This window comes from Pantoea sp. CFCC18179 (assembly GCF_059412405.1).
In genome coordinates this window covers 704,546-717,863 of record NZ_JBNBPM010000001.1, presented here as the reverse complement: position 1 = coordinate 717,863, position 13,318 = coordinate 704,546, and the positions used below count along the sequence as shown (strand labels likewise).

Here is a 13,318-nt window from a genome sequence, read left to right as displayed (position 1 = left end):
CGAGATCTCTCGCAAGTTTTAGCCCAGCCAATGCATTAGCAGCGGGAAAAGAAACGGAGCCAGCAGCGAAGTGATGATGCCGCAAATCACCAGCGCCAGAGAGCTAAATGCGCCTTCCTGATAATCAATTTCAGCAGCACGCGCGGTGCCTAGCGCATGCGAAGCATTGCCAATCGCCAATCCGCGCGATGATTTGTTTTTCACTTTAAACAGATTTAGCAACATATGGCCGAACACCGCACCCAATACGCCCGCGATGAGCACGCAAATGGCGCTGATGGCGGGAATACCGTGCAGCGATCCGGAAACCGCCATGGCAATCGGTGTCGTCACCGACTTTGGCATGATGGTCGCGGCAATTTCAGGCGTCGCGCCCATCCACAGCGCAATGGCGGTGCCCGAAACCATCGCGGTGATGCTGCCAATGAAACACACGCTGATGATGGTTTTCCAGCGGGCGCGGATCTGATGCATCTGTTCATACAGCGGCAGCGCCAGTGCCACTACTGCGGGTTGCAGTAGCTGATTTAAAAAACTGCTGCCAGCGAAATAGCGCGCGTAGGGCATATGGGTAAGCAACAAAAGTGGAATGACAATTGCCATCGCCACCAATAACGGATTAACGATGGAGATGTTGATTTTCGCTGCCAGCTTGCGTGCCGCGAAGTAGGCGATAATTGTCAGCGGCAGTGACCACCATGCATCAGTCATGTGGCTTCTCCTGCGGGCGCTGCAAGCGTTCGGCGCTGAGGCCGACAATCAATAACACCATAAAAGTACTGACAATGCAGGAGACGACAATCGGTCCAAACTGCGCGGTGAGGATGTCGGTATAGCTCATTACGCCGACGCTGATGGGCACAAATAGCAGCGCCATATAGCGAATCAACAGATGGCAACCGGGTTTTACCCACTCAACCGGCATAATTTGCAGCGCCAGCAACAGGAACAGCAGCAACATGCCAATGATGCTGCCAGGAATGGTAATCGGAAGCAGGGCGGAAATGCCCATTCCGGCGTACAGCGCCGCATAAATTATCACGAAGGCGCGCACATAGCGCCAGCAAGCAGAGAGAACGGCAGGCATGTCAGGCTCCTGTTTTCGTAGCGCTTTATCATACGCATTAAGCGATTAGCGTGCTAGCGATCACAGTACTGTCTGAGCTGGTCGCCATAAATGGCGACCCTACGAAAAACGCGCCAATCCTTTGTAGGATCAACAGGTACAAAAAAGCCGCCCTGAGGCGGCTTGTTAGCTTACTTAACCGGCATACCCGGCACTGCACCGCTATCAACCGACAGCACAAACAGATCCTTACCGCCTGGACCCGCAGAAAGCACCATGCCTTCAGAAATACCGAAGCGCATTTTACGCGGCGCGAGGTTAGCGACGATAATCGTCATCTTGCCAACCAGCACCGACGGATCCGGATACGCCGCGCGAATGCCAGAGAAGATCTGACGCTTCTCGCCACCCAGATCCAGCTCGAGGCGCAGCAGTTTGTCGGAACCGTCAACCAGTTCGGCTTTCTCGATCAGCGCTACGCGCATATCGACTTTGGCAAAATCATCGATGGTGATGGTGTCGCCAATCGGCGCATCGGCCAGCGGACCGGTTGCCGCTGGTTTGTTAGCGGCTGCGGCGTCCTCTTTTGAAGCCTCAATCAGCGCCTCAACTTTGGTCATTTCAATGCGGCCATACAATGCTTTAAACGGTGCCACGTCGTGATCCAGCAGCGGTTGTGCAATCGCATCCCAGCTCAGTTCGCTTTGCAGGAAGGCTTCGGCACGCGCGCTCAATGAAGGCAACACCGGCTTCAGCCAGGTCATCAACACGCGGAACAGGTTGATGCCCATTGAGCAGATCGCTTGCAGGTCGGCATCGCGGCCTTCTTGCTTCGCCACCACCCAAGGTGCCTGCTCGTCAACGTAGCGGTTGGCCAAATCAGCCAGCGCCATGATTTCGCGGATCGCACGGTTATATTCGCGGCTTGCCCAAGCTTCACCAATCTTCTCAGACGCATCCACAAAGGTCTGATACAGCGCCGGATCGGCCAGTTCGCTCGCCAGTTTGCCGCCAAAGCGTTTGGTCAGGAAGCCAGCGTTACGCGAAGCCAGGTTCACCACTTTGTTGACCACATCGGCATTCACGCGCTGCACGAAATCTTCCAGATTCAGGTCGATATCGTCGATGCGTGAAGAGAGTTTAGCCGCGTAGTAATAACGCAGGCTATCGGCATCCAGATGCTGCAACCAGGTGCTGGCTTTAATAAAGGTGCCGCGCGATTTTGACATCTTCGCGCCGTTCACCGTCACATAACCATGCACGAACAAGTTGGTCGGCTTACGGAAGTTGCTGCCTTCCAGCATGGCTGGCCAGAACAGGCTGTGGAAATAGACGATGTCTTTACCGATGAAGTGGTAAAGCTCGGTGGTTGAGTCTTTTTTCCAGAACTCATCGAAATCGAGATCGCCACGTTTGTCGCACAGGTTTTTGAATGAACCCATGTAACCAATTGGCGCGTCCAGCCACACGTAGAAGTATTTACCTGGCGCACCTGGAATTTCGAAGCCGAAGTACGGCGCATCACGGGAGATATCCCACTGTTGCAGGCCAGATTCGAACCACTCTTGCATCTTGTTAGCAACTTGCTCTTGCAGCGCGCCTGAGCGCGTCCACGCCTGTAACATCGCGCTGAACGACGGCAGATCAAAGAAGAAATGTTCAGAATCACGCAGCACTGGCGTCGCGCCAGACACCACTGATTTAGGATCGATCAGCTCGGTTGGGCTGTAAGTGGCGCTGCACACTTCGCAGTTATCGCCATATTGATCCGGCGACTTACATTTCGGGCAGGTGCCTTTGACAAAACGATCCGGCAGGAACATGCCTTTCTCAGGATCGTACAACTGCGAAATGGTGCGATTCTTAATGAAACCGTTCTCTTTCAGACGACCATAGATCAGCTCAGACATCTGGCGATTCTCTTCGCTGTGTGTCGAGTGATAGTTGTCGTAGCTGATGTCGAAGCCAGCAAAATCGGTTTCGTGTTCCTGCTTCATCTCAGCGATCATCTGCTCTGGCGCGATGCCCAACTGCTGCGCTTTCAGCATGATTGGCGTGCCGTGCGCATCATCTGCACAGATGAAGTGAACCTGGTTGCCACGCATTCGCTGGTAACGGACCCAAATGTCAGCCTGAATGTGTTCAAGCATGTGACCGAGATGGATTGAACCGTTTGCGTACGGCAAAGCGCACGTTACCAGAATTTTTTTAGCGACTTTAGTCATGATTGCGTAGCGTTCCATTGATGAAAAAATGCGAGCTAGATGGTAACCGAAGCACCCTCTGGCGTAAACACAACTGCGGCGACACGTCACTTTTAACGCCTATCTGATATTATTGAACAGATATCGCCGCAATCTGGCGTGATGAAAATAACAAGGAGTAGGGATGACTTCTCAATCCCAGCAACATCATTCACCTGAAGCGCTGCGTGCCGTGGTTATCGGCGTGCTCAGTGAATTTGAACATCCGACGCTACAACATAATCTGACCACCCTGAAAGCCTTGCGCCATGTCGCGCTGCTGGATGACAAGCTGCACATTGAATTGGTGATGCCGTTTGCGTGGGCCAGCGCGTTTGAAGAGTTGAAAGCGCAAACCAGCGCCGAGCTGCTGCGTTTAACCCAAGCCAGCGCGATTGATTGGCGGTTGCGTCACGACATTGCCACCTTGAAGCGGGTGAAAAATCATCCCGGTGCCAACGGCGTGAAAAACATTATCGCGGTGAGTTCCGGTAAAGGCGGCGTGGGCAAATCCAGCACCGCAGTGAATATGGCGCTGGCGCTGATCGCTGAAGGCGCACGCGTTGGCATTCTCGATGCTGATATTTACGGCCCGTCGATTCCCAACATGCTCGGCACAGAAAGCCAGCGCCCGACTTCGCCGGACGGCACGCACATGGCGCCGATTATGGCGCACGGTCTGGCAACCAACTCGATTGGTTATCTGGTGACCGATGACAACGCCATGGTGTGGCGCGGCCCGATGGCCAGCAAGGCCTTGATGCAGTTGCTGAACGAAACCATGTGGCCGGATCTCGATTATTTGATTCTGGATATGCCGCCGGGCACCGGTGACATTCAATTGACGCTGGCACAAAACGTACCAGTGACTGGCGCATTGGTGGTGACCACGCCGCAGGATATTGCGCTGATTGATGCGCGTAAAGGCATGGTGATGTTTGAGAAAGTGAGCGTACCGGTGCTGGGCGTAATCGAAAACATGAGCATGCACATCTGTAGCGAATGCGGCCATCACGAACCGATTTTCGGCACCGGTGGCGCACAGAAACTGGTGGAGGATTACCACACCCGCTTGCTGGCGCAGTTGCCGCTGCACATTATGCTGCGTGAAGATCTGGATGATGGCGAGCCGACGGTGGTGCGTCGTCCTGACAATGAATTTACCGCGCTGTACCGCCAGTTAGCTGGACGCGTGGCGGCGCAGTTGTATTGGCAGGGCGACGTTATTCCTGCTGATATCGCTTTCCGCGCGGTTTAATTTTAGCGATTTCCGCTGGCGCGTCTGGCCAGCGGAAAATGCATCAACACGTATTTTCCCTGTTCGCTCTCGCCAGTCGCTTCCCGTCGCCAACCGTGTTTAAGATAAAAATCCTGCGCCGCCTGATTTTCTTGCAGGCATTTCAACGCGCCGGTCGAACTGAAGCGTGATTGCACATGCGCGAGTAACGCGCTGCCCACGCCTTGCCCCTGCGCCGCAGGATCGACATACAAACTGTGCAGAAAGTTGTCATTATCCAGCACGGCGGCAAATCCCATGCGATGACCGTCACTTTCGGCGACGAAAACCGTTTCACCCAAAATCACCGCATCAAAATCTTCCAATTGCCAATGTTCGCCATCCAGCCACGTCCAGTTATTGCGCCGCGCCGCCAGATATAGCGTGCGCAAAAACGGGCGATCGGTTTCCTCAAATAAACGTATATCCACTCAGGCACTCCATTCACAGGATTGATTGACGCTTTGCCAGGTCACCATAAATGGCGACCCTACGAAAACGGCTCAGCTCTCTGTAGGGTCGCCATTTATGGTGACCGTCCGCATTCCTAAAAAATAGCAGCAGCGGGACGAAAAGATAAAGCCTGTTAAATCAGCGCTTGTTCTGTGTAGAATGCCCGCGCGAGCCGCATGAAATCAGGTGTCGGCGCTTTGATAGCTTTTAGTTATCTGATTGATAACGTCTGCGTATTAGAAGTTGGCCCGAAAATTCTGTAGCCTGCATCACATCTTTTAACGGAGGTCACCATGTCCATCATTAATACCAAAATCAAACCATTTAAAAATGCAGCGTTCAAAAACGGCGAATTCATCGAAGTCACCGAGAAAGACGTTGAAGGTAAATGGAGTGTTTTCTTCTTCTACCCGGCTGACTTCACCTTCGTATGCCCAACCGAACTGGGCGACGTGGCCGATCACCACGAAGAATTCCAGAAACTGGGCGTAGACATCTACTCCGTTTCTACTGACACGCACTTTACCCACAAAGCCTGGCACGGTTCTTCTGACACCATCGCGAAAATCAAATACGCGATGATCGGTGACCCAACTGGCGCACTGACCCGTAACTTCGAAATCATGCGTGAAGACGAAGGCCTGGCAGACCGTGGTACCTTCATCGTTGATCCAGAAGGCATCATCCAGGCTATCGAAATCACTGCTGAAGGCATTGGCCGTGACGCATCTGACCTGATCCGTAAAGTGAAAGCAGCCCAGTACGTGGCTTCTCACCCAGGTGAAGTTTGCCCGGCTAAATGGAAAGAAGGCGAAGCAACTCTGGCTCCATCACTGGACCTGGTTGGCAAAATCTAAGTCAACACCACGCCATTCGATCTTTCTCAATCGGGTGCTACGGCACCCGATTTTCATGACAGGAACTCACTATGCTCGACACCAATTTAAAAACCCAACTCAAGGCCTATCTTGAGAAACTAACTAAACCGGTTGAGTTGATTGCCACATTGGATGATGGCGCCAAATCTGCGGAGATTCGCTCTCTGTTGGCCGATATCGCGAGCCTGTCTGAAAAAGTCAGCTTCCGTGAAGAGAACGATCGTCCGGTGCGTAAACCTTCTTTCTTGATTACTAACCCAGGCAGCAACAGCGGCCCGCGTTTTGCCGGTTCGCCAATGGGTCACGAATTTACCTCGCTGGTTTTAGCCTTGCTGCAAACCGGTGGACACCCTTCGAAAGAAGCGCAAAGCCTGCTGGATCAAGTGGCGGCGCTGGAAGGTGATTTCCATTTCGAAACCTATTACTCGCTGTCGTGCCACAACTGTCCTGATGTGGTGCAGGCGCTGAACCTGATGGCGATCCTCAATCCGAGTATTAGCCACACCGCGATTGACGGCGGCATGTTCCAGAACGAAATCACCGATCGCAACGTGATGGGCGTACCGGCGGTATTCCTCAACGGCAAAGAGTTCGGTCAAGGCCGTCTGAGCCTGGCGGAAATCGTCGGTAAAGTGGACACCAACGCTGATAAGCGTGCGGCAGAAGAGCTAAACAAACGTGATGCCTATGAAGTGCTGATCGTCGGCAGCGGCCCAGCGGGCGCAGCTGCAGCTATCTATTCGGCACGTAAAGGCATTCGCACCGGTTTGATGGGCGAACGTTTTGGTGGACAGGTACTGGATACCGTGGATATCGAAAACTACATCTCAGTACCAAAAACCGAAGGTGCGAAGTTGGCCGGTTCATTGCGTGCGCACGTTGATGATTACGATGTCGATGTTATCGACACGCAAAGCGCCATCAAGCTAATCCCCGCGGCGAAAGAGGGCGGTCTGCACGCGATTGAAACCGCTTCTGGCGCGGTGTTGAAATCACGCAGCATCATCATTGCTACCGGCGCACGCTGGCGCAACATGGGCGTGCCGGGCGAAGAACAGTATCGCACCAAAGGCGTGACTTATTGCCCACACTGCGATGGTCCGTTGTTTAAAGGCAAACGGACTGCGGTAATTGGCGGCGGTAACTCTGGCGTGGAAGCGGCTATTGACTTGGCTGGCTTGGTTGAGCACGTGACGCTGCTGGAATTCGCCGGTGAAATGCGCGCCGATAAAGTGTTACAGGATAAACTGCGCAGCCTGAAAAACGTCGATGTAATCCTTAACGCGCAGACGACTGAAGTCAAAGGCGACGGCAGCAAAGTCACCGGTTTGTCTTACATCGATCGCAACACGCAAACCAGCCACGACATCGCACTGAGCGGTATCTTCGTGCAAATCGGTTTGCTGCCAAGTACCACTTGGCTGGAAGGCGCAGTTGAACGCACTAAAATGGGCGAAATCATTATCGACGCCAAGTGCGAAACCAGCCTGAAAGGCGTATTCGCCGCGGGCGATTGCACCACCGTGCCGTACAAGCAGATCATCATCGCCAGCGGTGAAGGCGCCAAAGCCTCACTGAGCGCGTTTGATTATTTGATTCGTACGCAGCCGACTGAATAATTTTCAGCACTCGCTTCACGAAAGCCCTGCAACAGATGTTGCGGGGCTTTTTTTCGCCTGAATTCAGCTGATTAATCCCGCTGCCGATTTTTTCTCATTGCGGCTAAACTGCCAATATTACAAGCGGTGCGCAAAAGGAAAGCGAATGAAGTGGCTGATATTGATATTGCTGGTCGTACTGCAAGTGGCGAAGGCTGAACCTATTGCCTTAACACCAGCACAACAAGCATGGATAAAGGCGCATCCGGATATTACTTATACGGTTGCCGATCGCTGGCCGCAGGACTACCGTGAAAATGGTCAGCCTATTGGGCTAAGCCGCACCATTCTTGATGAAATTAGCCAACGGACTGGCCTGCATTTCAAATATGTCCCTCCCGAAGAAGCGCTACTTAATCCACCAATGCTCAATGCTGCGGTAAGCGCAGATCTTCTCTCCACGCAGGAAAAACAGCGATGGTTGTTTACGCGATCCTGGATGCAAACCATGCCGATGTTGGTCGGACGTAAGGAAACAGTGGATATTCGAAGTATCGATCGGTTAAGCGGCAAGCGACTGGGTATCGCGCAGTCGTCAGAATATGAGCCGTGGATTCGTCAGCATTATCCTGCAATTGATTTGGAGGATTTCACCAACGTTAGCGATGCATTGCGTGCGGTGGAAGAGGGCAAGATTGATGTCGTGATAGGTTCTGGTTTGATTATCCTGCCGATTTTGCAGCGGTTTTATGCGGGGGATTTGGCCGTTACCGGTCAAGTGCCGGAAATGGCAAGTGGCATCAGCATGGCCATTAATCCTGCCAATCCAGAGTTACGGGATATTATCAACACGGCATTTACCACCATAAATGGCGTTGATGCGCAAAATATTTTCAAACGTTGGGTGGGGATCGTTGATTTAGGCACACCGTCAATTGGTGTGATTATTGAACATTATCGATACCAGTTACTGATTTTTGCCACCTTACTCATCTTGTTATTGTTGGCATTGCGCAGCGCCGTTGTCGCGCGTCGCCGAGCGCAGGCCAGTGAAAAAAGTAAATCTGAATTTCTCGCCGTGATGAGCCATGAAATTCGCACACCAATGAATGCCATCATCGCTTCACTGGAATTGCTGCAACAACCGGCACCGGCCAAAAAACATCAGGAATATCAGGCGCTGGCGCTTTCGTCGTCGCAGGACTTACTGGAACTGCTGAACAGTGTCCTCGATCATACAAAACTCACCCAGCAGCAAATCCCCCTCAATATTGCGCCTTGTGATATCAGCACGCTGTTAACCGCAGTCTGTGATAGCCAACGTCCATCAGCCGAACGTAAAGACGTGCAGCTAATATTGGTGCTACAACCAAAACTGGAACATCTTTGGGTGGAAGTTGATGCGCATCGTTTGCGGCAAATTATCAATAATTTGCTGTCAAATGCGGTCAAATTCACTGATAGCGGCAGCATCACGTTGAAAGCAGATTGGCAGAGCGAGCCAGGTTTACCTGATGCGTTAACGATCGCGGTTGAAGATTCAGGCATTGGTATTGCGCTTGCTGACCAACAACGGATGTTCCAGGCATGGCAGCAAGCTGAAAGCCGTGGTGGCCGCATTCGCAGTGGCAGCGGACTAGGACTTTATTTATGCCGCACGCTGACCAAACGTATGGGAGGAGATTTAACACTTAGAAGTGAATTAGGAATTGGCAGCACCTTTACTTGCATTCTGCCGCTAAAACAAACGCATAGTGACCTGCAAATTGAAGAACAGCGGCCTCTTAATGCACTACCGAACGGGCTGTCTGTTTTGGTGGTTGAGGATCACCCTGCCAACCAGCAAGTCGTGGCTGCGCAGCTCACACAGCTAAATTGTCATTATGAAATGGTGGCAACGGCTGAAGAGGCGCTACAACTGCTGGAGGAAGAGAATTACTACGATGCCATGCTGCTGGATTGCAACTTGCCGGGCAAAGACGGTTACTGGCTGGCCGAACAAATCCGTCGGTTTGAAATGGAGCAACAACGCGATCGCACGCCGTTAGTGGCGATTTCGGCCATCAGCAGTCTGGAGCATCGCCAGCGTTGCCTCAGCAGTGGCATGGATGATGTGTTGGTAAAACCGATACGTTTGGCTGAGTTGGCGGAAAAGTTGGGGCAATACCATGCGATAAATGAACCTCAAGCGCCAATGCTGCTCAATGATGAGGTCAAACTCTGGTTGCAGCAGGACCGGGATAATTTTGCAGGTGCCTGCGAGCAACGTGATACCAAACACATGATTCATTTTATCCATCGCATTTACGGTGTCGCGCAGATGTACCAGCTTGATGAGTTGGCAGTTTGCGCTGGTAAAATCGAAACGCATTTACGCCACGCTGCGCTGCCCGAAAAACCGATGCTGACAAGCTGGCAATCACAATTATCCCTGCTTATTCCTTAAGACTCGTCGCAAATTCGAGAGTGCTCTCGTAGAGAGTGTGCTGAAATTTGCATCAAATATCCGGCTTAATCTGCTGCGCCGGAACAAATTTTGCGCGGCGTTTGGTTTCTCTAGCCGAGTTAATACGTTATGCGCACATTGCTCTCAGGTTTGCTGTTGCTGGCAAGCCTGCTGCTCCCTTCATCTTCAGTTGCTGCTCAGATATTTTTAACGCCGGACGAACAGCGTTGGATCGCTACGCACTCTACTGTTCCTTATCATTTTATTGCCAGTTGGCCGCTTGATTACCTGGATCAAGGGGAACACATCGGTCTGAGCCGCGATTATCTGGATAAAATCAGCCGAATCACCGGGTTGCACTTCGTGCAAGCACAACAAACTGGGCAGCAACCGCTGCTGGTTTCGGCGGTAGCGCCCGAATTTCTCTCTGCGAAGCATCTCCGCAACTGGTCTTTTAGTGAGCGCTGGCTTTCCACTAGCGCGTCGGTCATTACTCATAACGATGGCGCAACGATTAATTCACTCGATCAACTGCAAGGGAAACGCGTTGCCGTGCGCAGTGGCACGCTCTATGAAAGCTGGCTACGAGAAAACCGCCCCGATATTGTTTTAATTCCAGTTGATCACATGCGCGAGGTTTTTCAGGCGGTATTCGAAAATCGCGCGGATGTCGGATTAGGCTCCAGTTTAGTGATGCGGCCGTTATTGTGGCGTTATTACTCGCACAAGCTGGCGCTGGCGGGACAAATTCCAGAACTTTTTGCCAGCATGACGATGGCGGTAAGCGCACAACATCCTGAATTACTGAGTATTATCAATAAAGCATTAGCCGCGCTGCCTGCTGAAGATGCCAATGCGATGTTTGATCGTTGGGTCGGTGATTTGCGCTTAGGTTATCCATCAATGGGGGTGATTTTTTCGCTGTACCAGTGGGAAATCATCACCTTTTGCCTGCTGGTATTGTTGCTCGGTTGGTTGTTACAACGCGCAGTGGTACATCGTCGGCGCGCTATGGCCAGTGACGCGCGTAAAACCCAATTTCTTGCCATGATGAGCCATGAGATTCGCACGCCGATGAATGCGATGATTGCCTCTTTGGAGTTGATGAAACGCACTGATAATGCGCATCAGCAAGAGCAATATTTAGCCTTAGCTTCCTCTTCCGCACGCAGTTTATTGGATCTGCTCAACGATATTCTTGATCACAGCAAATTGTCAGCGGATTGCATCACCATTGATAGTCAACCCTTCGACCTCAGCGAACTGATCAATACCATCTGCGATAGTTATCGCCCCATCATGGCGGAGAAAGGGTTGAATTTGGTGATCTCTATTGAAGAGCCGCTCAACAAACAGTGGATGCTCGGCGATCCGCATCGTCTAAGGCAAATTATCAATAACTTGCTGTCTAATGCGATTAAGTTCACTGAAAATGGCGCCATCTCCATCACGCTTGATGGAGAATATTTTGCCGACAATACTTGCATGATTTCTTTAGCAGTGGCAGATACTGGCATTGGCATTCCGGCAGAGGCACAAAACACCCTGTTTGATGCCTGGACGCAAGTCGATGATGGCGCAGAGCGACGTTATGGCGGCAGCGGACTCGGTTTATGGATTTCACAGCAGTTAGTCACGTTGATGCGAGGCGCACTGAGTTGTTATAGCCAGCCTGGAGAAGGCAGCACCTTTATTCTGAAATTACCGCTCCGTCCCTGTGCAGCGAAGGCAAAAGTGGTCGAAGCCGCATTACCGCGTTTTGTCACAGAAACCATGATTCTGCTGGTTGAAGATCATCCAGCCGCACAGCGAACCTTGCAGGCGCAACTCGCAGAATTGGGCTGTCAGGTTGAATTAGCCGAAAATGGACAACAAGCGCTGACTTTGCTGGAAGAAGAGAATTACTACGATGTCATTTTACTGGATGCCAACTTACCGGATATCAGTGGTTACGACATTGCCAGGCGTCTGCGCGAACTTGAACGTGAGCGCGGTAATGAAGCGACGCCAGTGGTGGCCATTTCAGCGATGAGTGATGATGCGCATTATGAGCAATGTGAAGAGAGTGGCTTTGATGTGGTATTAAGTAAGCCGATATTGCTTAATACATTAGCCCAATGTCTGCGCCGTTGGTGCCACCTGGCATCGGCTAATGAGGTGCGTGAAATCAGGCTGGAATCGAATCAACAGGAATTACAAGTATGGCTGGAAGCGGATGTGCGCGGGTTTAATAACGCCAGTCTGAACGTAGATATACGGCTAATGCAGCATCATATTCATCGTCTACGCGGTACTGCGCAAATTTATCAAATGAATGAGCTGGCGCAGTTGGCTGCCACGATTGAAGGCCAACTGCGCACAGGAATTACGGTCAGTGAAGAGTTGGCTCATCAGTGGAGCGACACGCTTAAAAATGCAGTGATTTAAGCAATTCTTCCTTGATGATGAACAGCTCGTGATCTGCTTTTAGCCCGAGTTTTCGCATAGCGCTTTGCTTTTGGCCGCTGATGGTTTTCAAACTACGGTTAAATTTCTCGGCAATATCCGTTACCGTCATGCCGGTGAGGAAACAGCGAATCACCTCCTGCTCTTTGGGGGAAAGCGCTGACAAACTCACGGCCTGGCGCACGTTTTCTTCACTAAAATTTCCATTCATCAGCGCTTCACCATGCCGCTGTTGATTAGCCAATTCTTGTGCCATTTGTGGTTCGATAAAGGTACGACCACGGCTCACTTCCAATGCTGCATTGCGAATCTCTTCAAACGGTCGATTTTTACCAATAAAACCTTTAGCACCTCCACGGAATGCCAAGGCAACGGTGGCAGGATTGTAATGGGCCGAAACGACCAGTATCGCAATATTGGGATGCAGTCGAGATATTGTTTTAATTAAATTAAGGCCATCAACATCTGTAGGGGCGAGTTCATAATCAGCTATAACCACATCGACCGACGTTTTTTTAATACAATCAAGCAATTCCTTGCTGCTGGTAAAGGTTCCCACCACTTCAAAGTCAGGGTTTTCTTTCAGTACATCACTTAGCCCGCGTAATACCAAAAAATGATCATCTAACAAAGCAATAGAGACGTTTTTACGACGGAATGTTTTCATCCACAAACACTCTTATTTATCAATAGGGGGTTAGAATCAGTGTACTGTACTTTTGGCAACTGTATGGCATGACTGACGCTTATTAAGCGCATTACATCCATGTTGCCGCGGCCGAAAATTACCGCGCTTGTCGGGTGATGTCATCTTTTTTTGCTATCTAATTGACGCTTCTCACCAAAAAAAATCTAATCAGATGAAATTAACGCCGCAATGATGAATCACATAGAGTCTATATCGGTTGAAAAA

The 13,318-nt window shown here is 51.2% G+C and carries 10 protein-coding genes; 5 read left to right on the top strand and 5 right to left on the bottom strand.

Annotated elements, in window-relative coordinates; all coding sequences use genetic code 11:
* Positions 1 to 18 precede the first annotated feature (18 nt).
* The 3 genes from ACPUC7_RS03390 to metG all read right to left on the bottom strand — a co-directional run bounded on the left by ACPUC7_RS03390 (position 19) and on the right by metG (position 3,291).
* Entirely contained in the window at positions 19 to 711 is a 693-nt protein-coding gene (locus tag ACPUC7_RS03390) for a CidB/LrgB family autolysis modulator (RefSeq protein WP_494921772.1), read from the bottom strand.
* The gene (locus ACPUC7_RS03385) at positions 704 to 1,087 is read right to left on the bottom strand and encodes a CidA/LrgA family protein (protein ID WP_494921771.1); all 384 of its coding nucleotides are present in this window, start codon (positions 1,085 to 1,087) and stop codon (positions 704 to 706) included. The genes ACPUC7_RS03390 and ACPUC7_RS03385 overlap by 8 nt, the downstream gene beginning before the upstream one ends.
* A 170-nt stretch (positions 1,088 to 1,257) precedes the next feature.
* Positions 1,258 to 3,291 carry a methionine--tRNA ligase gene (gene metG / locus ACPUC7_RS03380; RefSeq protein ID WP_494921770.1) on the bottom strand — a complete coding sequence of 678 codons (2,034 nt, stop codon included), beginning with the start codon at positions 3,289 to 3,291 and terminating at the stop codon, positions 1,258 to 1,260.
* 163 nt (positions 3,292 to 3,454) lie between these two features.
* Here metG and apbC point away from each other — a divergent pair, with 163 nt between their 5' ends.
* Positions 3,455 to 4,567, top strand: coding sequence for an iron-sulfur cluster carrier protein ApbC (gene apbC / locus ACPUC7_RS03375; protein WP_343552848.1), 1,113 nt, complete (start codon positions 3,455 to 3,457; stop codon positions 4,565 to 4,567).
* 2 nt (positions 4,568 to 4,569) lie between these two features.
* Here the strand turns inward: apbC and ACPUC7_RS03370 are convergent, their stop codons facing one another.
* Positions 4,570 to 5,016: a GNAT family N-acetyltransferase gene (locus ACPUC7_RS03370; RefSeq protein ID WP_494921769.1), complete on the bottom strand. Its 447-nt coding sequence runs from the start codon at positions 5,014 to 5,016 to the stop codon at positions 4,570 to 4,572.
* Between the two features lie 315 nt (positions 5,017 to 5,331).
* Here ACPUC7_RS03370 and ahpC point away from each other — a divergent pair, with 315 nt between their 5' ends.
* The 4 genes from ahpC to ACPUC7_RS03350 all read left to right on the top strand — a co-directional run bounded on the left by ahpC (position 5,332) and on the right by ACPUC7_RS03350 (position 12,387).
* A complete protein-coding gene (gene ahpC, locus ACPUC7_RS03365) occupies positions 5,332 to 5,895 on the top strand; it encodes an alkyl hydroperoxide reductase subunit C (RefSeq protein WP_007889514.1) in 564 nt (187 codons plus the stop codon).
* A gap of 71 nt (positions 5,896 to 5,966) precedes the next feature.
* On the top strand, positions 5,967 to 7,535 hold the full coding sequence (ahpF, locus tag ACPUC7_RS03360; protein WP_494921768.1) for an alkyl hydroperoxide reductase subunit F: 1,569 nt from the start codon (positions 5,967 to 5,969) through the stop codon (positions 7,533 to 7,535).
* A gap of 145 nt (positions 7,536 to 7,680) precedes the next feature.
* Positions 7,681 to 9,960, top strand: a complete 2,280-nt coding sequence (locus ACPUC7_RS03355) for an ATP-binding protein (protein ID WP_494921767.1) — start codon at positions 7,681 to 7,683, stop codon at positions 9,958 to 9,960.
* Between the two features lie 129 nt (positions 9,961 to 10,089).
* Positions 10,090 to 12,387: an ATP-binding protein gene (locus ACPUC7_RS03350; protein WP_494921766.1), complete on the top strand. Its 2,298-nt coding sequence runs from the start codon at positions 10,090 to 10,092 to the stop codon at positions 12,385 to 12,387.
* Here ACPUC7_RS03350 and ACPUC7_RS03345 read toward each other — a convergent pair.
* Positions 12,368 to 13,072, bottom strand: coding sequence for a response regulator (locus ACPUC7_RS03345; RefSeq protein ID WP_494921765.1), 705 nt, complete (start codon positions 13,070 to 13,072; stop codon positions 12,368 to 12,370). The genes ACPUC7_RS03350 and ACPUC7_RS03345 overlap by 20 nt on opposite strands.
* Between the last annotated feature and the right edge of the window lie 246 nt (positions 13,073 to 13,318).